Below are 20,613 nucleotides of genomic sequence, written 5' to 3' on the forward strand. Positions count from 1 at the left end.
GATGAATAGCGTAATGTTTTATTGAACCTCCCGGCTGGTATATACGGAAGTACCAACTAGGAGGTTTAATTATACAATATGATTGAAAATAAAGGAGATGGAGGGGGAATCCTATGAATGCAATTCCCGGTTGGACGATATTGGCTTATCTAGACGGCAATGGGGAACTGGAGCCGGAAATAGCAGCTGAGTATTGTGAATTGAAAGCAGCAGCAATAAACGGAAAGCCGAAAGTCCTTCTCCAAATTGGACGGCTAAAGCAAAGTACCGTGCAGCTCATAAGACCTGACGCTAAACCGGATCAGGAGATATGGGATGGAGTTCGGCGCTATCAATTTAATACGGACGAAGAAATTCCACCGGAGGATTTAGGTGATGTCAATCTGGCGGATCCGAATTGTTTATATGATTTTCTCCTCTGGGGGCTTAAGAACACCAATACGAAGCATGTAATGCTGATTCTGGGTGGGCACGCTTGTGAATATATAGGTCTGATGAACGATTACAGTGGAAAATATCCCGCGATTATGGGGATTCCAGAGCTTGTAACCGCGATCGAAATGGCGGCAAACGCTGGGGAGCATGCCATTGATCTACTGCTGATGGATGCGTGTTACTGCAATAATATTGAGACTCTCTATGAATTTGGATACCGAGAGGACGCTGCGGTGAAATTGCTTATTACGTACAGACAAAATGCCAATGCAGCAGGAATATCCTTTCGGGAACTTCTAAAAGCGGTGGGAGAAAGCAATGTAGGAAACCGCCCCAAAGAACTTGCAAATAAAATTTGCTCTGAACTTTCAGCAGATCTTGTTGCTAGAGTCGTTCAGTCAAAAAGTCTGAGGCAGCTGAAGAGGCTATTTGATAGTCTTGCACGAAGAGCACTCTCTTCGAATGTGTGTATTGAAAAAGATCTGTCGACCCTTTTTTCGGTAAAAGCAGGAGAGAACAAATTTGAGTGGAATGAAGCAGAAAGAATTTCACATATTGTTTCTGATCTGACAATCAGTCCAAAAACTAAAGTGCAGAATACGGGTAAAGATATTGGAATTCTAGATCAATACATTCCTAATCAGGGGCTGGCTTCTTTTTATTATCGGCTTGCTTTTGCAAGAGACAACGCATGGGCACAGCTTTTGTGTTCGCAAATAAAAGAAAAAAATTATACGCTTTTGGTTACCATCGGATTTTCACCGCTTTTGATTCCAGAAGCAAAGGTACGAGGGCTTATCAAATCATGTAACCCTTATACGGCCTCATTCCTTATAAATGTTATATGCAGTAAACTGATTGACGAAAGGAAATGGGATAAACACCTTTTTCCAAATATTTATCTCCCAAATGCCGCAGACCGTTTAAAAAAATAAAAGAACCCTTTATTTCATACAGCTAAAATTACCGTTTATGATTTGCTGTCTGTTAACTAAATAAGATGAAAAGAAGAAGCATAGATTTGTTGATCTGTGCTTCTTCTGTATTTTTTTGTATTTACTTTGGAAAATCCCTTTTACTTTTAGTTTGATTGTCTCATTCATGATACTACTGGAATGAAATTAGTTAGAAAGTCGGACAATCGGCTAAACATATTATGAAATGAGGTGAGAGAAATGGCGCGCAAACTGGAAATTTGGACAGTGCAAAACAATTTAATAGAGGACGGCAAAACGTGCCAGGTCAGTGAGCATAAAATGAAGCTCTATAAAGAAAATGGAAAATGGAAAACAGAAATTATTTCTAAAAAAAATAGTATGCCAAAGGAAAAACAGAAATTGATCTTTAAAAGGATGGCGGAAAATATTGGGGATGAAATCAACGAGCGTGTTTCCAGAGGAGATATAGATTTGCAAGACGGTAATTATACCATTGGAGAAATCTTAGACAAAATGTGAAAGGAGCCAGAATATGGCAATCAATATGATTAATTCGAATGAAGAAAGAATAGAGGAACTATTGGAGGGAATAGCAAGTTCCATGAAAGAAATTTGTCAGCTTGGAAAATATGATCATCTCTATATTACATATCCAGCGGAGGGAAAGGCTACGGTGGTTGCGCACGGGGAAGCTGGACTCGATCAGTATGACGATGTTTGCCCGAAAATCAACAGCTTGACTGTTGAAAATTTAGCGCAGGAATTTAATGACCTGGCAATCAGTATTGAAACGGCACGTGCAGAAGCCGTTGCCCTAAATGAACAACTGGAAGCTGTAAAGTTAAAAGAAAAAAAGAAAGTGCACGTCGAATTGCGAAAGTCTAGCAGATAAGCAAGGTACATAGCAAATATCAAAGATTATTTGCAGGCGGGTAATAAAATCGATCAAAAAACAATTTGACCGGTACCCGTTTGTAATAGATCTGTACAAGCTGATTTTTATAATATCAAAGAAAAAATATAGTTGGTCGGTTGTAAAATGAAGTTGGACACTTGAACAGAAAAATCCACAGTGATTTTCCTACATGGTAGAATGGAGTTATCACACACTCAAACTGCCAGAGGAGGACAATCACTATGGACTGCCCAGATTATATCACAGTGGAGCCAGAACGCAAGCCGGGACAGCATTTACAGCGAGAAGATAGAGGCGCAATTGAGCGGCTGCGCCGCCTTGGCTACTCAAATCGTGCAATCGCCAGAGAGCTTAACTGCTCACCAAGCACTGTAGGAAACGAGCTGCGTCGGGGCACACCGCCCCGCAAGAGCAACAAAGGCCGAGTGCCGGGCTATTCCGCAAAGCGAGGACAGGCGGTGTACAGGTCAAACAGGAGCCGGTGCCATAAGCCCCATAAGGTGGATAGCTGCACTGCTTTCATCGACTGGGTCGTGCAGCGGGTCAGAGAGCATCGCTGGTCTTTGGATGCCTGCGTGGGTTATGCAAGGCTTCACATGTTATTCAAGGAAAATGAGATGATGAGCACTAAGACTCTCTACAACGAACTGTGGGCTGGAGGCTTGTCATTATCTCTGTTTGAGGTGCCGGATGCCCTGAAACGCCGTAACACCAGAGGAAAGAGCCGAATCAACAAGCGTCCCAAGGGTCGTAGTATTGAGGAACGTCCCGATGAGGTCACTGCCCGTACTGTGCCGGGTCACTGGGAAGCCGATACTGTCGTTGGCCTACGAAACGGCAAAGAAGCGGTTGTATTTACTCTCGTTGAAAGAGTGACTGACAACTACATTGCCATGCAGATTGCCGGAAAGACCAGCGAGGATGTACAAGCCGCTATGCAGGCGCTTCACGCCGAGTTTGGCGACCATTTCAGCAGTGTTTTCAAAACCATCACTGCCGATAACGGCTCAGAGTTTGAGAACTTCGCTCAGACTGAACAGTGGGGCACAATGGTTTACTTTACACATCCGTATTCGTCATGGGAGCGCCCTGTAAACGAGCGCCACAATGGCCTGCTGCGGGACTTCATTCCCAAGGGAACCTCCATTGAAAAGTTCTCCCCGGCGCAGGTCCTGACCTTTGCTGACGAGCTAAATGGGCGCCCACGCAGGCGGCTTGGATACCAGACACCGGAGGAGCTTTTTGATGCTTTCTTGGACGGCGTCTACGCTGCATGAACCCTCGCTACCATTCTACCGGGGGTGTCCAACTTGCACTTGCAATTTACGAAAAAATATAGTTTTATCTTTATCGATATCAATTTTATAAAAAATAAAAAAGGCTCCGCCGAAGCAGAGCCGTTAGAATTAAAAAATTTACATCATGCGCTTTCCTGCGTACACAAGTCGAAAACAAATTCGTCAATACTCTCTAAGTCCTCATAGATTCCTTCGCTATGTATTGCGGCTAGATGCAGAAATGCCGGTGAATAATCACCATGATCGTCTTGGGATGGAACAAAGGCAAGTTCAACAAGATCTCCATCCTTTACTTGTGCTAATTTTTCTTCTAACAATTTTTTTTCTACAATGATTTTTACCACTTTATACTTCCTTTCTTTATTTGAGGTTAACTTTCCCCTGAGAACAGTTCTTATTATCAGGCATTAGAGCGAAAAAAAACGTCGAAAAAAATTGCATCTATGGAAATCAGCGAATAAAACAAAATAAGTTGTTAATTTAGGGAAAATTTAATGCAAAAGGCTTAATAAATGTCCCAAAGACCAACTTGAAAAGCAGTAATTAAGTCAATACAAGAAACAAACAGACTGAAAAATAGTTGGCTGCTGAGCGATAGTGTAAACATGGTTTTATCTAGCTGTTGAGAAATTCCTTTTTTCTAAGCATGGATATAAAGTTTTGCTGTTAATATTTCTAATATATAATTAAAATTATGTTGAATCTCGACGAATTTTTCCACAAGATATTTTATTTTATAAAATTTAAGGGTATGATTAATATGGTAAAAAGATTTATGTTAAATAAAAAATAAATGCCCCGAATAAATAATTTGAATAAGAACTGAACGCCTGATTTGAGTTGTAAAATCCAAAAAAGCTCAGAACCATTCGGTTCAGAAATGCTGTATATTTGGAGATATGATTACAAATGAAAAGCTTAACATATTTATTTAAAGACATTCCCAAGCTCAGAACTTTTTTGGAGTCCCATACTCTGCTCTTTTCTCAGACAGCAAAATCTGTTTTAGTTCAGGTTTTTTCCTCTTTGCCTGACAGGAAAGTTCTTGGACGTATTACGGATGAAATAAGAGAGCACATTCCGAAAGCAGTGATTGTCGGTTCTACTACGGTCGGTGAGATCATTGATGGTCAGCCCAAAGTCAGAACCGTTGTATTATCGTTTTCTTTTTTTGATGAAACCGTTTTAAAAACTTTTGTAGTTGCAGATCCTACGGGTACTGAATTCGAGGCCGGCAAAAATTTGATTAGGGAAATAAACAGCATGGAGGGAATAGCCGGCGTACTTTTATTTGCAACCCCGCAAAGCATTAGTGTTTCAAAACTGTTCAGAGGAATGTCAGAAGAAAAATTTGATTTTCCTGCTTTTGGCGGCGGCGCTGGTGTTTACGATCCGAATGCGGCCTCAATGATATTTTTAGGCCGGCAAGCGGTAAGCAGAGGAGCAATTTGCGTTGCCTTTTTAAGCAAAAGGCTCCATATTTATACCAGAACATTTTTAGGTTGGAGACCGCTCAGCAAAGAAATGACGATTACTCAGGCGGATGGGAATTTGCTGAACCAAATTGATGAGCAAAGTGCTTTTGACATTTACAACCGATATCTCAATATTCCGAATGACGAACATTTTTTTGCGAATGCGTTTGAATTTCCGATCCTTATACAGAAGGACGGCGAAATGATTGCGAGGGTTCCATTTTTTGTGACTGAAGACGGCAGCATTGGTTTTTTGGCCGATATTGATCCTGGGGATAAGTTTCATATTGGTTATGGTGAGCCCAACTTGATTTTGAATCATTCGGAATCGATAAGAAAAGAATTGTACGATTTTGAACCGGACGCGATTTTTTTGTATGCTTGCATTAGTAGAAGATTCCTATTGCAGGACGATGCGAATCTTGAAATTCAAACATTCAACCATATTGCACCTACTGCCGGATTTTATACATATGGCGAATTTATCAAACGGAATAATAAAATGAATCTGTTAAACTCAACAATCGTGATTGTGGGTGTTCGTGAAGGAGAACAAAATTCGCGTCGTAAGCTGGGACTTTATAAAGAAGTCTCAAATCTGCCGATCAGCAACGATCCGTTTTCGACAACACACAGCCGTATTATAACGAGACTTGTCCATTTTATCAGTGTTGTGACGTCGGAGTTGGAAGATGCAAACAAAGAACTGAAAAGGGTTTCCTGTATCGATAAACTTACTCAGATTAATAACAGACTTAAATTGGACGAGGTTTTGGAGTATGAATTTTCCATCAGTACACGTTATAATACTGGGCTTTCTATTTTAATTCTCGATATTGACCATTTTAAAGAAGTAAATGACACTTTTGGCCATCTGGTTGGCGACTTGGTTCTTACACAGCTGGCGGGCATTCTAAAATCATGTGTTCGTGAGAGCGATACGGTTGGCAGATGGGGTGGAGAAGAATTTTTGATAATCCTGCCTCATACTCATCTGAAAGATGCCAAAAAAGTTGCTGAAAAAATCAGGGCCGCAGTTGAAAAAACAGATTTCCAACAGGCTGGGCATATTACCTGCAGTATGGGGGCAGCTTCATTTTGTGAAGGCGACAACAGCGAAAAGCTTTTGTCCCGTGCTGACAAGGCTTTGTACCATGCGAAAAGCGGCGGCCGAAACCGAGTGGGATATTAACTTTTTAGTAGGGCATGCATCCTGCTAAAAAAGATTGCAATGGGGTGTTTTTACGAAAGAATATTTGTGTGAGAAATTTGGAAAAGAAAAAGGGGAGGACTTCTTTTCCAAACAGCAAAATGAATTGCAGAAACTGATTTCAGAAATCAGAGGAAAAACCAAACAGCAAAGGAAAACCCTTACTAAAACCATTTTGCCAAGGATTGCACTGTATCGGGTACTGCAAGCGTTTATGACAAAAGAAGAGGCTTACGATGTGGTTAACGACTATCTTCAAACTCGTGTTTGCGTCAAAATGGTTAAACAGTACCGAATGTTAGAAAAGCTGCCGAATTTCTTCTCAATTTATCGTGCAGTATTTTCTCATATCGTTTTGAATCATGATAATTGGAAAGCCGAATGCTTATTTTCCAACTCGAATGAATTTCAAATTAATATTCATCGATGCCTTTGGTATGATGCCTGCCTTCAAAATGGCTGCCCGGAATTGACTTCAGCTTTTTGTGCCTGCGATGATACATTGTATAGCTGTTTACATAAAATGCAATTTTATCGTAGTGGTTCGATCGGACGCGGTAATAAGTTGTGCGACTTTCACTTTATACGCAACAAGTAAAGAATGGCTTTCAATTCGATTTTGATATGCAAAGGCGATTTGTTTATTTAATTCTTATAAATAATAAGCCAGCGATTATCACAATTTACAATAAGGACCACCATACTGAGTAGCTATTAGCTTAGCGAGGGCTGGATTTGGATTCTTGATTTTTACTGGATACTGAAGCCTTTTTTCATAAGTCCACATTTAGTCCTCGTCTCCTTCCTTAATTTCCCATGGCCATGGCCCTTGGATCCATGACCAGCGTGAAGTACAATTGCTTTTTTCACCCATGGCACCATAAGTGTCTTCATATTGTGCAGTTAGCTTTTTAGCAAGTGCAAGATTTTCCTCTAGCTTTTTGTAAGCTGCCGCGTCGTTAGGATGTGTATCCAAGAAGATGTGCAGTTCCCAAATTGAAAATTGTACAGCGTAGATTCGCCGCATCAGCTTCTGCTGTTCACTCATTTTGGCGCACCTCGCCTTCCATAAAAAGGTTTATCAAGATCTGGAAAAAGAGTTCCCGCATTTAACGCTTTTTCCGGAGGAAAAGTAGTGCCAAATTGCTGAAAAGGAACATATGCCATTGCAACAACCGGATTTTCTGGCAGAGGAGATGTCGGTTTAATTGAACAGAATTGCCCTTCTATTGTTTCTGCCATTATAAAACCTCCCTTCATAGAATGGGATATTCCCTTAGATATTCTATGAAGAGAGGTCCTTTTGGGTGTTTTTGCCAAAATCACAAGAAAATTAATGCTTTTTTCCGCTGGCGCGAAAACAGCAGCCCCACAATAAACCAAGATAAAAACAGATGACCCCCGTCATAATATAACCCACCATTTTTCTCGCCCTCCCCTGACTATTTCCAAATTCTTCTATTCTAGTATATCCTTAAAATTTGAAAACTTGCAGGAATGGAAAAGCCTCTGCAAAGCTTTTTTGCAGAGGCTAAAAAAGAAAAGTATATTTTAGGGGCGACGCAGAGTCTTACGTAATTGATCCAGTGCTTCCCGTGCATTTGGAAGCTGCATTTGTATTTTTGGGAAAGCTTTGAGAATTCGATTTGAAAGAGTAGAGAGATCTTTTTCAGCATTGCTCTTTCGTGCGATTAGATCCGCTACACGTTGACGGTTGTCGTTATCCAAAGCTTCCAGCTTTTCCTGCAGATTATCAATCATATCGTCTTTGGCAAGATGTACCTGAACACGAATTTCATCGAGAATCCCTTGCAGAACTTCAATTTTTCCACGTATGCGTAGAGCATTTCGCGCAGAGAAGAAAGTATCTATGGAAAAATAAACCACAAGTAAAGCTGAAATCCAAGAAATTATTCCGGGGGGAATCATGTGCATGAGAAAAAGGACTCTTGGATGAAGGATTTCCATTAAAAAAAGAGACATCAGACCAAAAATGAGACAATTTTCGAGGCAGATACGTCCATGCAGGTGAAAACGGTGATTGCTGTAATCCCACCATTTTGCATGAAATAATGTCTCTAAAAGCCAACCGGTAAAATATTCGACGGCAGAAGTGATTAAAGTACCCAAAAGAAATACGAGCAGCCAGTTTTCAGAAACAGGTGTCAAAAAATAGATGCTGAGGAGAGCTCCAACTGCATAGACCGGACAAAATGGGCCATGCAAAAATCCACGGTTAATCCAGTGTCTTGCGCAGATGGAGCAGAAAATACTTTCACAGAGCCAGCCCATCCATGCATAACAGGTAAACAAAAGGATTTGTTCTGAAAAGACGGCCAAAAAATCACTTCCTTCTTCTAAAATAGACATGAATACTTTTTAAGTTTACTGATTCCGACGGAAATTGTCAATCTTATTTTCCTGTGCTATAATTCAAAGAAAAGGAGGGTCGTTTATGAACGGAATAGAGGGATTACGGCAGCTTCCGCAAAAATACGGAATGGTTTTTCTGGTTTTAAGTATCCTATTGAGTTTACTGAATTGCTTTTTCGGGTATAAACTTCTGCGCCTTTGGACAACCCTCTTAGGCTTTTTGATCGGAGGAGTCGGTGCTTATTTGGCAGCCTCTGCCTTTGACTTTGAGATGACGTGGGCCGTATTGATTGGTTTTGTCGGCGGAACGGTAGTCGGGGCGTTATCCTTTTCTATTTATCGTTTCGGCGTTTTCCTATTTACGTTTATTATGGGACTTGGAATGGGACTGCAGCTGTTTCAGCAAAATGAGATCGCAGCATGGATTTCCGGAGTCCTTCTGGGAATCGGATTCGCTATTCTATCGGTCAGTTATATTAGACAGATTGTGATTGTATCATCCAGTCTGAGTGGTGGAATCAATGCAGGAGCCGATTTGATTACTTTATTTCATATCAGCGATCTTTGGGTGTCCTACCTCATAGAGGCAGTTCTTGTGATTCTTGGGATCTTGGTTCAGCTACGTACAACACAAAAGAAAAGATACCGATAAAAAAAGCCTTTCCGAAATTTTGGAAAGGCTTTTTTATTGGTTTTGTAAGTTCATAGGGAAAGAAAAAAATAAAGTAAAACGGCTCCAGAAGCTGGAGTAAGGATCCAAAGCGGAGAAATTTCAATATCGGCTGTGTTGAGCAGCTTACTGATACTTAGAGAGCTATTGAGCAGTTCGCTGCAGAAGAGGAGCAAAAGGTATCCTTTTAGGCCTAATATTGGGATCAGGAAAAAGCACCAGCAAACTCGAAAAACGGCATCTACAAGATTGCAGCACAGAGAATATTTTTGCTGATTAAGTCCTTTCAGCATACCGTCGACTACGCTGTCAAGATATAGAAGCGGAATCAAAGGGACCATAATACGGACAAGAACAGCCGCATCCTGACTTTTATAGAACAGCTGGCAGAGCTGCGAAGAAAAAGCAGCCATCAGTGCAGCGCAGACAAATGAAAAACAACTGGTCAGACAAAAAGCTTTTGTCGTGATTCGGCGAATCCTTTTTGGCTGTCCATGCGAATTGGAACGGGCGAGCTCCGGAATGAGCAGAAGAGTTGCAGAGGATAAAATAGTACACGGAAAGACCAAAATTGGCATCATCATCCCTTGTACTAGCCCATATTGAGAAAGTGCTTCTTCTCTGGAGCAAAAAGAGGAAAGTCCTCTCGGAATCAGCAGATTTTCCACTGAAAACAGAAAACTGCGAAGTCCCGCTCCCCCTAAAACAGGCAATCCAATTGCGGCTATTTGACAGAAGGAGGGGATAGGAGCGGGGCACGTTTTATGATGAGGCATTTTTTTGAGATAGCAGAAAATTATAAAAATACAGCCGACTGCTTCTGCTGTGGTGGAGGCAGTCATAACGGCGGTAATAGAAGAGGAAAAATCGTCCAAAAAAAGAATGCCAAGTCCGATAGTCGCACCCTGTTCCACTACTTCTGCAACCGCTGGGACACCAGATTTTCCCTCTGCCAGAAAACAGCCTTTTAGGCAGGCACAGACTGAGATAAAAGGTAAGCCGATCGCAAGAATCCGCAGAGGAAGACTACCGGAAAGCAAAGGACCAAAAAGCGGTGCAAGAAGCTCAAATAAGAGACAGGCGCTGCAGCTGATCAAAAGACTGAAGCAGAGGCACTTTCGAATAATTCGACGGTCGTTTCCATGTTCCGCTACCATACGAGTCGTACAAAAAGAGGCCCCGGCGGCAGAAAGGCTGACTCCTAAAACAAAGACAGAAAGATTCAGTTGATATAGCCCCATTGCGGCTGTGCCGAGATGGGTACAGAGGTATCCGCGATACCAGATATCAGTCAGACGTAAAAGTCCGTTTGTAATCGTAAGGATAGCGGCGCTTTGGAAGAATTTGCGTTCATTCATGTACATCCCTCCGCTTTATTATATTGAAAGACGGGGGTAAACATGTTAAACTTAATAAAAGGATTTGAATGCATTAAAGGAGTTTTAGAATGGATTGGACAGACCTGACCGTTACGGTTTTACAGAAAGACAGTGAAACAGCCGAAGCAATCGCACAAATGGTAGTTCCCTATGGAATTTATATTGAAGATTATTCCGATTTGGAAGAAGGCACATGGGAAATTACGCATGTCGATGTGATTGGTGAAGAACTTTTAAAAAAAGATCGGTCAAAAACGATTATCCATATTTATTTGGAACCGGATCAGAATCCGGCAGAAGCCACTGCTTTTTTGCAGGAAAGGCTGAAAGCATCTGGAATTAAAAGCGAGATCGGTTCTTCAAACTGCAGGATGGAAGACTGGATTAATAACTGGAGAAAATATTTTCATCCCATCCCAGTAGGAAAAAAACTTTTGATTCGTCCGGATTGGGAAGAAGTGAAGGACCCAGGAGGACGTACGGTGCTGCACTTAGAGCCAGGGCTTGCTTTTGGAACCGGTACGCATGAGACGACCAGACTGTGCCTGGAGCTTTTAGAGACCTATTTGAAGCCGGGGGACGAGGTCCTTGATGTTGGATGCGGAAGTGGGATCTTGGGAGTGGCAGCGCTCCTTTTGGGCGCAAAAAAAGCGGTCGGGGTTGATATTGACCCGTTGGCGGTTGAGACGGCCGTGAGCAATGCAAAACGCAACGGAGTAGCGGATTCCTTTGTGGGAATTTCCGGCGATTTAACGGAGAAAGTAACCGGAACCTATCAGATCGTAGTTGCAAACATTGTGGCGGATGTGATTTTGCGGCTTACAAAAGATGTGGAGCGGTTTTTCTGTGAGGATACGGTTTATCTGATGAGTGGGATCATTGATGAGCGTGAACAGGATGTTTTGGACGGTCTTAAAGACCGGTTTGAAATTTTGGAGCGTCGGGAAGAACGTGGCTGGGTCGCTTTGGCAGCCAGAAGAAAAAAGAATCTTTAAAAACAAAAACAGCCTTCTGATATCTTTAAAAGATACCGGAAGGCTGTTTTTATGGTTCGGTTAATTTTCCGGATAATTCCCCAAAAATGAGAAGCGCGGCAGTTCATCCCAAAGAGAACACAAAAGTTCCAACACAACAGGATCGTGGATATTTCCGGAAAAATCCAAATAAAAATCATACTCGAATTCTTTTCCAATAATCGGGCGGGATTCAATCTTTGTCAGATTCATTTCTGCTGCAGCAAAACGGGAGAGAACACCGTTTAAGCTGCCGGTACGGTGGGGTAGATTAAAGCAGACACTGATCTTATCAGCTTTTTTAGAAAGACAAAGCTCACGGCTCAATACCAAAAATCGGGTATGGTTCGCACTGCAGTTCTGTACCTTCAGCGGAACAATTTTGAGCTGATTCTCTTCGGCAGCTTTTTTTCCGCAGAGCGCAGCCGAATTTGGATCTTTTGCAGCCATAGCGGCAGCTTCTGTTGTGCTTCTGCACTTTTTGACTGAAAGACCACAGGATTCTACAAAAGTGCTGCACTGCATCAAAGGTTGTGGGTGGCTGTAAAGTGACGTTACCCCGTCAAGTGATCCGGATTTACTTGCCAAAACATTATTGACGCATAATTTTCCGGCAGCAATGATATAGTATCGGTATTTTAAGAGTAGATCATATACTTCCAGAACACTTCCGGCAGAAGAATTTTCGATCGGGACCAGAGCGAGGTCCGCGTCTTCCTTTTCGAGCGTGGAAAAGATAGACGAAAAATTCGGACAGAAAACCGGCTGTGCTTTTGGATAAAGGGTTAATAGTTCCAAATGGCTATAACTTCCAGGGCTGCCGAGGCAGGCAATTCGATTACTTTTCTTAGGTGCTTCCCGGGCGTTTTGCAAGAGCTGCCGCAGTGGTTTTCCGGCACTTAGCATTTGGTGTTGCAGCGCGCGGCTTTGACTCATGATTGCTGAAAAGATCACACGGGCAGTACCGCCGTATTCTCCGGCTTCCTTTTCCACGCGGTCAAGAATTTCTTCTTCCCGCTTGCTATTGAGTACGGGAATTTGGTGCTCTTTTTTATAGACGGCAACTTTTTTTGCACATTCCATTCGTGCTGTTAAAAGTGGCAAAAGCTGTGCGTCGATTTGATCGATTTCTTTCCTGATATCAGATAGTTCCATCTTTTAGTCCCTCCAGAGATTCATGATTGCAAGAGCCGCAGCGGCTTCTACCACAGGGATCGCCCGCGGTACGATGCAGGGATCGTGACGCCCTTTGATTTGAAGCTTTACGTTGCGGTGTGTCGATAGATCAACGCTATTTTGCTCTTTTGCAATGGAGGGAGTCGGCTTAAAAGCACAGCGGAAAATCAATGGCATTCCGGTTGTAATTCCACCTAGAATTCCTCCGACGTGATTGGTATGCGTTTTGATGGAACCTGTTTCATCGTAAAAATACGAATCGTTATTTTCGCTGCCTAAAAGGGAAGAGACTTTGAATCCATCGCCAAATTCTACACCCTTGCAGGCGGGAATTCCAAATAAAATGGAAGAAAGAACACTCTCTACACCGCCAAACATGCCTTCCTCTGCATAGCCACCGGGAATTCCCACACAGGCGCATTCGACGATTCCACCGACGCTGTCCGCTTGCAGACGTGCAGCCTCAATTTTCTGCCGCATTTTTTCCTGTGCTTTTGAATCAATAACGGAAAAGAAAGCGGTATTCAGTGCGGAAAGTGTTTTGGCATCAATATTGACGCTGTCGAAAGGCGTGTCAAAAACATTATGAACTGCGTAGGCATGTGCACCGATTACAATGCCGCGTCGTTCTAAGATTTGACGGCAGATGGCGCCGGCAAGGACGAGAGGCGCAGTCAGTCTGCCGGAAAAGTGGCCGCCGCCTCTCAAATCGGAAAAGCCGTGATATCGGAGAAAAGCAGCATAATCGGCATGACCGGGGCGCGGAATATTTTTAAGAGATTCATAATCTCCAGAATGTTGATTGCTGTTTTCGATGACGGCACAGAGAGGTGCTCCGGTTGTGATTTGATTGCAAATGCCGGAAACGATGATCGGTGTATCGCTCTCTTTGCGGGCAGTAGCAGTTGGGTCATTCCCGGGAGCTCTGCGCGCCATCTGCTTTTTTACTGCCTCTAAATCAATCATTTCTCCCGCGGGAAGGCCCTCTAACACCATACCAATCATAGGACCATGACTTTCTCCAAAGATTGTTAGTTTTACACGTTCACCCCATGATGACATGGACGTTTCCCCCTAATCGTTTAAAATCTTCAAAAAAATTCGGATAGCTTTTTTGAATAGCTTCTGCACCGTGAATGGTTACCGGACTCTCGGCAGAGAGAGCAGCAATCGAAAGCGCCATCACGATTCGATGATCATGGAAGCCATCCACTTCTCCACCATGAAAAGCCGAGATTCCATTGATAATCAGCCCGTCCGGCTTTTCTATAATATGGGCACCTAAAGCACTAAGCCCGTCGTGAATTGCTTTTAGACGGTCGCTTTCCTTGATTCGTAGCCGTTGGGCATTCGATATTACTGTCCTTCCCGGACTGAGGGCGGCACACACGGCAAGCGCCGGAACAAGATCCGGAATTTCACCTGCGTCGATCTCAATACCAGAAAGCGTGCCGGCTTTTGCATGAAGAGATCCATCTTTTTGCCAGTTTATTTGTGCGCCAAATTTTCGAAATAATTCCAAGGCGGCGCGGTCTCCCTGAGCAGAGTCTTTTGAAAGACCTAAAAAAGAAAGATCGCTGCCGAGAGCTGATGCTGCGAGAAAAAATGCGGCTTGACTCCAGTCGCGTTCGACAGAGAACCGGCAGGCATGATAGGCTTGCCCTCCTGGAATCTGCCACCCGGTTTCGGTGGGAATGACCGTGACGCCAAAGGAAACCATGGTTTCGATCGTCATTTCCACATATGCGGTACTTTGCAGCGGCGTTGTCAAAACAATTTCACTGTTTCCTTTTAACAGCGGCAAAGCGAGCAGAAGGCCTGTTATAAACTGACTGCTGACGTTTCCGGGTAAAGAGAAAGTGCCGCAGGTAAGCTTTCCGGAGATTGCTAATGGAAGACCACCTTTTGTATCGCAGGTAAGGCTATGTGCAGGTAGGCAGTCAAGATAACAGCCAATCGGCCTTTGCGGAAGGCGCCCATGGCCTGTAAAAAGCGCCGGAATCCCCAGAACACCGAAAATCGGAATTAAAAACCGCAGGGTGGAGCCACTTTCTCCGCAGTCTACCGGTATGGGACCGAATGGAAGGGAATCTTTTTTTAGCCCGGAGACACGCAAAAGGTCTTCTTGCAGCGCAACATGCGCGCCCAATACCGAGATAGCACGGATTGTTGCTTCGATATCCTTGCTGTCTGCAACCGGAGAGAGAAAGCTTTCTCCTTGGGAAAGCGCTGCACAAATAATTGCACGGTGGGCAGCACTTTTGCTGGGTGGAACAGAAAGCTTTCCAGAGAGGCTCCCTGGAGAAATAACAGCAGAGCTCATCTTAACACCTCGCACAGCTTTGGCAATTCTGAGCGCGGAGTTTTGCGAAGAAAAGCATCGCCGATTTGATGCAGAAGAACGAGATTGATACTGTCTGCAGTACTTTTTTTATCGTTTCCGGTGGCAGCAATCAAGTCGTCAATGGATTCTGTAAAAGAAGTGGGAAGTGCGTACTTCTGCAGCAATTCTGCAATTTCAGTATGGGTTCCGGTAGGAGTAACGCCCAGTCCTTCTCCAATCTTAGCGGCGATCACACAGCCGATTCCAACAGCGGCACCATGAGTAAGACCACCGTAGCTTTGCAGCCGTTCCAGTGCGTGGCCAAAGGTATGTCCAAAGTTGAGCATCATTCGTTCACCGGTGTCGAACTCATCCCGTTCCACAACGGCACGTTTAATTTCGATGCACTGACGAATCAGATCGCAGAGCTTTTCGGAACTTTGCCGCAGAGAATCGATATGATTTTCTTTTAAAAAGTCAAACAAGACGCGGCTCTTGATACATCCATATTTAATAGCTTCTCCCATGCCATCCGAAAAAAATTGATCAGGAAGCGTTTTTAATGTATTAGGATCAATCAGAACAAAGGAGGGCTGATGAAATGCACCAACCATATTTTTGCCCTGCGGAAGATCAACGCCTGTCTTTCCACCGACAGAGGAATCAATCTGTGAAAGCAAACTGGTGGGAACCTGAATAAACGGGATTCCCCTTAAAAAGCTGGCAGCCGCAAATCCGGCCATATCTCCGGTGACTCCGCCTCCCAATGCGACGACAAAGTCGGTACGGGTCAAATGTGCTTCACAAAAAGCATCGTAAAAAGATGAAATTGTTGTGAGCGTTTTTCGTGCTTCTCCGGCTTCAAAAGAAACGGTAGAAACAGAAAACCCGGCTGTTTTTAAGCTTTCTTCTGCTGTTTTTCCATAGAGGGGCAATGTATGGCTGTCTCCGATAACACAGCAGCGAGCAGCTTTCGGGAAAAGTTGGGCAGCGCGTTTGCCAAGTCCCTTGATACACCCCGGCTCGATTTGAATTTCATAAGGATGTCCAACCTGTATCTGTAAAATCATTCTCCCAATTTCTCCTTTACTAAACGACCTTGCCGAAGAAGAGATTCCAGTTTTGGTTGATCTTTGGCGGCAATCGCATCCCGAATTGCACTGAGATTGCGGATCAGTGTATTGAGTTCGGTTTGAAGCGGTCCTGCATTATCCAAAAACAGTTCGGACCAGAGCACTTCGTTGATATTGGCGACTCTGGAAACGTCTCGGTAACTGCCGGCTGAAAAGCCTCGGTGCTGTGGGCAGTAAGGACTCATCACATAGGCGCAGGCCAAGGCATGCGGAATCTGACTCGTAAAAGCGATCATTGCGTCGTGGTGTTCCGGTGTTGTAATGATGGCGCGGCCAAAGCCAAGTTCATAAGCGGTTTCTTTTAAAATTTCAACAGCACTTTGGGGAGCACCGCAGGGAACGATCAGATAGCTTGCACCACGGAACAGATCAGCCTGCGAAGCCGAAAATCCATGTTTTTCTGTTCCAGCCATCGGATGGCTGCCACAGTAGGTGAATCCACCAAGTTGAGAAAGTTCTTTCAGTTTGGCACAGACCGCAGTTTTGATTCCGCAGACGTCTGTGACAATTCCATCCGGATTAAAGGCATGCAGATGGGATTTTACAAATTCAATATCAGAACCGGGATAAAGGCATAGATAGGTCAAATCTGCCGATTTTAAATCGGCTAAATCGGCTTCTTTTTGAATGGCCCCGATAGAGAGGGCTTCTTCCAGAACGGCAGGATCACTGTCAAATCCGGTAACGAGGCTGTCTGTATATTCGGAAAACGCACGAGCAAGGCTTCCGCCGATCAGCCCTAAACCTACAATTACAATTCGCTTTTTCTGCTTCAATGGTTATCGCACTTCCTTGCCGAAAAATTCTGCTGTCTTTTTAATTTTGTCGGAAATTTTGTCGAATTGATCTGGAGTCAGACTTTGAGCACCATCTGAAAGCGCTTTTGCAGGATTGTTGTGCACCTCGATAATCAATCCGTCTGCTCCGGCTGCAATCGCTGCCATAGAGAGCGGTTCTACCAGCCATGAGATTCCACTGGCATGACTGGGATCTACGATCACAGGCAGATGAGAGAGACGCTTTAAAATCGGGACGGCGGAAATATCTAATGTGTTGCGCGTATAGGTCTCATAGGTGCGAATCCCACGCTCACAGAGGATGACCTGATCGTTTCCGCCGGCCATAATGTATTCTGCGCTCATCAAAAGTTCTTCGATGGTGCTGGAAAGACCGCGCTTTAAAAGAATCGGTTTTTTAATATGACCGAGCTCTTTTAAAAGCTCGAAATTCTGCATATTTCGTGCGCCGACTTGAATGATATCAACGCCTTCGTTGAGAAACAATTCAATATGAGCCGGGCTCATAATTTCTGTTACGATCGGCATTCCGGTAACATTTTTTGCCTTTTTCAAAAGTTCCAGCCCCTCTGCTTTGAGCCCCTGAAAAGAATAGGGACTGGTGCGAGGCTTAAAGGCACCGCCGCGCAAAAATTGTGCTCCGGCTTTTTTAACGCGTTTAGAAACTTCGGTAATTTGTGATTCACTTTCTACGCTGCAGGGACCGGCGATCATCGAGAAAGTACCGCCGCCGATCTGTTGTCCTCCGGGAAGCCGAATTACGGTATCGTCCGGGTGAAATTTGCGATTTGCTTTTTTATAAGGCTCTTGAACTCGTTTGACATTTTCGACAAATTCCTGAGCCGCAATATAGTCAATATCGATTGCACTGGTATCTCCTAAGAGACCCAATACGGTGCTCTGTGTGCCGACCCATGTATTCACCTGAACATGATATTTCTGTACTAATTCCTTGGTGAATGCTTCGATTTGTTCCTTGGAACACTCCGACTTTAAAACGATAATCATATTCTGAACCCCTTTATCTCATTTAAAAAAATAAAAGGCAAAGCTGATCGTTTCAGCTCCGCCTTTTTCACCATTCCAATGTTCTGAATCAACAGAACTTTTATCTGCAGAGGAACTTACCACGAATTTTACAGTATAAGAAATCAGCCTGCGCCATAAAATAGCGAAGGAAATCAAAACCTGTAAATCGTGCGGAAAGTAGTTGAGCAGTCATGGAAAAGCTCCTTTTTGTTTGATTAAGCCTATCATACTTCACTTTGAAGGGATCTGTCAAGCACTTTATTGATTAAAAGTGAAAAAGCAAAACTTAGTCGGCATGAAGAAGTTCCATAATCAAACATGCAGCTTCTTCGCTGGTGTTTTTGACAGGAACCACATAATCGGCAGCTTCCTCATAAATCGGCTGGCGTTTTTCATAAAGAATGCGCATTGCTTCTTCTCGATTTTCACATTCCAAAAGCGGTCTGCTGTGATCATCTTTTAAGCGTTGTTCGATGAGTGCAAGCGGCGCATCCAGCAGAATTGTAATGCCGGTTTCTCTAAAAAGTTCTGTATTTTTGGGATTGAGTAGGCATCCTCCACCGGCAGCGATGACGAGGCCTTCTTTGCGGGAAAGAGTTTCAACGGCTTTGGTTTCCATTTCTCGAAATGCTTTTTCACCGTCCTGTGCGAAAATTTCTGAGATGGTTTTTCCGGATTGCTTTTGAATATAAGAATCTATATCGATAAATTCCCGATTTAATGCGTTAGAGACAATTGCACCTACCGTGGTTTTTCCGCAGCCCATAAAGCCGCAGAGAATAATATTCCCAAAACGGCGCTGCATAGCATTTTGAGCGTCTTCGATAATGGGGGTAACCTGTTCTGGCAAAAATGTTTTTCCGGTCCAAATCTTTTGTGCGGCAGCAGCTTGCCATACCAGCATGCCCATTCCGCCGATGGCAGGAATTCCATTCTTTTTGGCTAGATGCAGAAGTTGGGTGGTAAGCGGATTGTAGATTGCATCAAAGACAGTATTACAGGCACACACAACCAGTTCACTGACAGGACAGTCTGCAAGGTGAGGATACATTCCAACGCTGGTAGCATTAATCAGGAGGTCAAAATTTTGCCCTGATTTTACCATTCCCTCCAGCTCTTCAAATGAACAGAGATCGATTACGGCATTTTCTTTGCCAATTTTCCGGCAAGTTTCGCTTAAAGTTTCCGCAATCCGGTCGCAGCGTTGATGGAAAGAGAAAACAGCATTGCTGTCGTCGAGCGGCAGCTCATTCTGATGGCGATGTAAAGCAATCGTCATATGAGGGCTTTTACTTTTGCGCAGAATTTCGTTGATAAATACCTGCGCAACACCACCGTTTCCGAGGATCAGACAATGTCCCTGCAAAGAAAAGCCGGCGTCCTCAATTGTATGAAGAAAACCATCCCCATCAGTGGTATGACCGATCAATCGACCATTATGATTTTCAACCGTGTTGACGCTGCCGAAAGCTTTTGCTTTTTCATCGGCCTGATAGAGCAGCGGCAAAATCGATTGCTTATGGGGGATCGTCACATTGAATCCATCCAGGCTCCGCAGACGAGGCAGAGAATCCAACAGTTGTTCCGGTGGGATCTCCATTGTTGTGTATGTGCCTTCTATACCGCTTAATTTCATCAGACGGTTATGAAGAAACGGCGACATGGTATGGCCAATTGGATAGCCGATAACGGCAAAGCTTTTTTTGCCCATAAAGTTCCTCCAAAAAAATCCGGTTATTATTTTATGAAAAATCCAAAAAAAACATTGACAAAGACCGAATTCCCTAATAGTATTGTTGATAGATTATTTTTCATTACCGCTTTTTAACTAGCGGGTGTTGTGGATATTATACCGCATAGTGCAGTGTTTTGTCTACTTGAGAAAATACCTTTTGAAAATTCTGCAAAGGAGGGATAAATTTTATGGTATTGGAGAAAGTCAAAGCAATCCTCGCGGAGCAGTTCGATGTAGAAGACGAAAACAGCATTACCGCCGAGACAAACATTGCGGATGATTTAGGCGCGGATTCGTTGGACGTCGTTGATTTGCTGATGAGCATCGAGGATGAATTCGAACTGGAAATTCCGGATGAAGAAGTAGAAAATCTCAAAACTGTCGGTGATTTGGTCAAGTATATTGAAGACCATATCGGATGAAAATTGATTCTTCATTGCCTGCAGCATTTTGCTGCAGGCCTTTTTTATGTGTATTATTGGGGAAATTTCCGGCAAGATTTTTTAATGACGCACTAAAAATTCCATTTTGTATTTTTCTTCCAAAAATTACTAATTTGATAATATCATACTTCAAAATAAAATAGAATATTTAATTGAAATTTAACGAGAAACAGAATATTTTTAGAAATAATTAATGGCTTTTCATGAAAGAATAAAGGCAAATGGGATAATCGTTTTTTTCTGTGCATAGAATTGCACGAGGAGGGAAAA

General features: G+C 43.3%; 21 protein-coding genes and 1 pseudogene. 9 read left to right on the forward strand and 13 right to left on the reverse strand.

The genetic code is table 11. From position 1 onward, the window contains the following. The first annotated feature begins 113 nt into the window (after nt 1-113). From OP489_RS02735 to OP489_RS02750, 4 genes are all read left to right on the forward strand, one after another. On the forward strand, nt 114-1,370 hold the full coding sequence (locus OP489_RS02735; RefSeq protein WP_266162843.1) for a clostripain-related cysteine peptidase: 1,257 nt from the start codon (nt 114-116) through the stop codon (nt 1,368-1,370). Nucleotides 1,371-1,610: 240 nt separating this feature from the next. Then, nucleotides 1,611-1,892: a hypothetical protein gene (locus OP489_RS02740; RefSeq protein ID WP_266162844.1), complete on the forward strand. Its 282-nt coding sequence runs from the start codon at nt 1,611-1,613 to the stop codon at nt 1,890-1,892. Nucleotides 1,893-1,905: 13 nt separating this feature from the next. Next, nucleotides 1,906-2,265, forward strand: a complete 360-nt coding sequence (locus OP489_RS02745; RefSeq protein ID WP_266162845.1) for a hypothetical protein — start codon at nt 1,906-1,908, stop codon at nt 2,263-2,265. A gap of 245 nt (nt 2,266-2,510) precedes the next feature. Next, complete coding sequence (locus OP489_RS02750) at nt 2,511-3,566, forward strand: IS30 family transposase (protein WP_266161768.1); 1,056 nt, start codon at nt 2,511-2,513, stop codon at nt 3,564-3,566. 143 nt (nt 3,567-3,709) lie between these two features. On the opposite strand, the gene OP489_RS02755 is transcribed toward OP489_RS02750, so the two are convergent. Further along, nucleotides 3,710-3,931, reverse strand: coding sequence for a hypothetical protein (locus OP489_RS02755; protein WP_266162846.1), 222 nt, complete (start codon nt 3,929-3,931; stop codon nt 3,710-3,712). Nucleotides 3,932-4,496: 565 nt separating this feature from the next. Between OP489_RS02755 and OP489_RS02760 the strand changes: the two genes are divergently transcribed. Continuing rightward, a complete protein-coding gene (locus OP489_RS02760) occupies nt 4,497-6,254 on the forward strand; it encodes a GGDEF domain-containing protein (RefSeq protein ID WP_266162847.1) in 1,758 nt (585 codons plus the stop codon). Nucleotides 6,255-6,318: 64 nt separating this feature from the next. Next, nucleotides 6,319-6,870: an L-2-amino-thiazoline-4-carboxylic acid hydrolase gene (locus OP489_RS02765; RefSeq protein WP_266162848.1), complete on the forward strand. Its 552-nt coding sequence runs from the start codon at nt 6,319-6,321 to the stop codon at nt 6,868-6,870. Between the two features lie 93 nt (nt 6,871-6,963). On the opposite strand, the pseudogene OP489_RS02770 reads toward OP489_RS02765, so the two are convergent. The 4 genes and pseudogenes from OP489_RS02770 to OP489_RS02785 form a co-directional block, all read right to left on the reverse strand. Continuing rightward, nucleotides 6,964-7,059 (reverse strand): annotated as a pseudogene (locus OP489_RS02770) (manganese catalase family protein); the annotation flags it as partial. Beyond that, complete coding sequence (locus tag OP489_RS02775) at nt 7,060-7,320, reverse strand: spore coat protein CotJB (protein ID WP_266162849.1); 261 nt, start codon at nt 7,318-7,320, stop codon at nt 7,060-7,062. Beyond that, a complete protein-coding gene (locus OP489_RS02780) occupies nt 7,317-7,514 on the reverse strand; it encodes a spore coat associated protein CotJA (protein ID WP_266162850.1) in 198 nt (65 codons plus the stop codon). Before OP489_RS02780 ends, OP489_RS02775 begins: the two co-directional genes overlap by 4 nt. A gap of 309 nt (nt 7,515-7,823) precedes the next feature. Next, nucleotides 7,824-8,612: a putative ABC transporter permease gene (locus OP489_RS02785; protein ID WP_266162851.1), complete on the reverse strand. Its 789-nt coding sequence runs from the start codon at nt 8,610-8,612 to the stop codon at nt 7,824-7,826. 115 nt (nt 8,613-8,727) lie between these two features. Here OP489_RS02785 and OP489_RS02790 point away from each other — a divergent pair, with 115 nt between their 5' ends. Then, complete coding sequence (locus tag OP489_RS02790) at nt 8,728-9,297, forward strand: hypothetical protein (protein ID WP_266162852.1); 570 nt, start codon at nt 8,728-8,730, stop codon at nt 9,295-9,297. Between the two features lie 50 nt (nt 9,298-9,347). On the opposite strand, the gene OP489_RS02795 is transcribed toward OP489_RS02790, so the two are convergent. Continuing rightward, nucleotides 9,348-10,673 carry an oligosaccharide flippase family protein gene (locus tag OP489_RS02795; protein ID WP_266162853.1) on the reverse strand — a complete coding sequence of 442 codons (1,326 nt, stop codon included), beginning with the start codon at nt 10,671-10,673 and terminating at the stop codon, nt 9,348-9,350. Between the two features lie 89 nt (nt 10,674-10,762). On the opposite strand from OP489_RS02795, the gene prmA reads away from it, so the two are divergent. Then, a complete protein-coding gene (prmA, locus tag OP489_RS02800; protein WP_266162854.1) occupies nt 10,763-11,689 on the forward strand; it encodes a 50S ribosomal protein L11 methyltransferase in 927 nt (308 codons plus the stop codon). A 60-nt stretch (nt 11,690-11,749) separates the two neighbouring features. Here the strand turns inward: prmA and OP489_RS02805 are convergent, their stop codons facing one another. From OP489_RS02805 to OP489_RS02835, 7 genes are all read right to left on the reverse strand, one after another. Then, nucleotides 11,750-12,862, reverse strand: a complete 1,113-nt coding sequence (locus OP489_RS02805; protein WP_266162855.1) for a bifunctional chorismate mutase/prephenate dehydratase — start codon at nt 12,860-12,862, stop codon at nt 11,750-11,752. Nucleotides 12,863-12,865: 3 nt separating this feature from the next. After that, nucleotides 12,866-13,945, reverse strand: a complete 1,080-nt coding sequence (gene aroC / locus OP489_RS02810; protein WP_266162856.1) for a chorismate synthase — start codon at nt 13,943-13,945, stop codon at nt 12,866-12,868. Continuing rightward, entirely contained in the window at nt 13,929-15,206 is a 1,278-nt protein-coding gene (gene aroA, locus OP489_RS02815) for a 3-phosphoshikimate 1-carboxyvinyltransferase (protein WP_266162857.1), read from the reverse strand. The genes aroC and aroA overlap by 17 nt, the downstream gene beginning before the upstream one ends. Continuing rightward, nucleotides 15,203-16,276: a 3-dehydroquinate synthase gene (gene aroB / locus OP489_RS02820; protein ID WP_266162858.1), complete on the reverse strand. Its 1,074-nt coding sequence runs from the start codon at nt 16,274-16,276 to the stop codon at nt 15,203-15,205. The genes aroA and aroB overlap by 4 nt, the downstream gene beginning before the upstream one ends. Further along, on the reverse strand, nt 16,273-17,115 hold the full coding sequence (locus tag OP489_RS02825; RefSeq protein WP_266162859.1) for a prephenate dehydrogenase: 843 nt from the start codon (nt 17,113-17,115) through the stop codon (nt 16,273-16,275). The genes aroB and OP489_RS02825 overlap by 4 nt, the downstream gene beginning before the upstream one ends. 3 nt (nt 17,116-17,118) lie before the next feature. Next, on the reverse strand, nt 17,119-18,144 hold the full coding sequence (gene aroF, locus OP489_RS02830) for a 3-deoxy-7-phosphoheptulonate synthase (RefSeq protein ID WP_266162860.1): 1,026 nt from the start codon (nt 18,142-18,144) through the stop codon (nt 17,119-17,121). Between the two features lie 307 nt (nt 18,145-18,451). After that, nucleotides 18,452-19,876, reverse strand: coding sequence for a shikimate kinase (locus OP489_RS02835; protein WP_266162861.1), 1,425 nt, complete (start codon nt 19,874-19,876; stop codon nt 18,452-18,454). A 212-nt stretch (nt 19,877-20,088) separates the two neighbouring features. Here OP489_RS02835 and acpP point away from each other — a divergent pair, with 212 nt between their 5' ends. Then, nucleotides 20,089-20,322, forward strand: coding sequence for an acyl carrier protein (acpP, locus tag OP489_RS02840; protein ID WP_180341230.1), 234 nt, complete (start codon nt 20,089-20,091; stop codon nt 20,320-20,322). Nucleotides 20,323-20,613 lie beyond the last annotated feature (291 nt).

It is taken from the genome of Caproicibacterium sp. BJN0003 (assembly GCF_026314295.1).
Classification (GTDB): Bacteria; Bacillota; Clostridia; order Oscillospirales; family Acutalibacteraceae; genus Caproicibacterium.

Excerpts from the sequence above, each read along its gene's own strand:
- OP489_RS02745 (WP_266162845.1), top strand. The coding sequence starts at position 1,906 with ATGGCAATCAATATGATTAATTCGAATGAAGAAAGAATAGAGGAACTA.
- acpP (WP_180341230.1), top strand. The coding sequence starts at position 20,089 with ATGGTATTGGAGAAAGTCAAAGCAATCCTCGCGGAGCAGTTCGATGTA.
- OP489_RS02805 (WP_266162855.1), bottom strand. The coding sequence starts at position 12,862 with ATGGAACTATCTGATATCAGGAAAGAAATCGATCAAATCGACGCACAG.
- aroF (WP_266162860.1), bottom strand. The coding sequence starts at position 18,144 with ATGATTATCGTTTTAAAGTCGGAGTGTTCCAAGGAACAAATCGAAGCA.
- OP489_RS02795 (WP_266162853.1), bottom strand. The coding sequence starts at position 10,673 with ATGAATGAACGCAAATTCTTCCAAAGCGCCGCTATCCTTACGATTACA.
- OP489_RS02780 (WP_266162850.1), bottom strand. The coding sequence starts at position 7,514 with ATGGCAGAAACAATAGAAGGGCAATTCTGTTCAATTAAACCGACATCT.
- OP489_RS02760 (WP_266162847.1), top strand. The coding sequence starts at position 4,497 with ATGAAAAGCTTAACATATTTATTTAAAGACATTCCCAAGCTCAGAACT.
- aroA (WP_266162857.1), bottom strand. The coding sequence starts at position 15,206 with ATGAGCTCTGCTGTTATTTCTCCAGGGAGCCTCTCTGGAAAGCTTTCT.
- prmA (WP_266162854.1), top strand. The coding sequence starts at position 10,763 with ATGGATTGGACAGACCTGACCGTTACGGTTTTACAGAAAGACAGTGAA.
- OP489_RS02790 (WP_266162852.1), top strand. The coding sequence starts at position 8,728 with ATGAACGGAATAGAGGGATTACGGCAGCTTCCGCAAAAATACGGAATG.
- OP489_RS02775 (WP_266162849.1), bottom strand. The coding sequence starts at position 7,320 with ATGAGTGAACAGCAGAAGCTGATGCGGCGAATCTACGCTGTACAATTT.
- aroB (WP_266162858.1), bottom strand. The coding sequence starts at position 16,276 with ATGATTTTACAGATACAGGTTGGACATCCTTATGAAATTCAAATCGAG.
- OP489_RS02735 (WP_266162843.1), top strand. The coding sequence starts at position 114 with ATGAATGCAATTCCCGGTTGGACGATATTGGCTTATCTAGACGGCAAT.
- aroC (WP_266162856.1), bottom strand. The coding sequence starts at position 13,945 with ATGTCATCATGGGGTGAACGTGTAAAACTAACAATCTTTGGAGAAAGT.
- OP489_RS02740 (WP_266162844.1), top strand. The coding sequence starts at position 1,611 with ATGGCGCGCAAACTGGAAATTTGGACAGTGCAAAACAATTTAATAGAG.
- OP489_RS02750 (WP_266161768.1), top strand. The coding sequence starts at position 2,511 with ATGGACTGCCCAGATTATATCACAGTGGAGCCAGAACGCAAGCCGGGA.
- OP489_RS02835 (WP_266162861.1), bottom strand. The coding sequence starts at position 19,876 with ATGGGCAAAAAAAGCTTTGCCGTTATCGGCTATCCAATTGGCCATACC.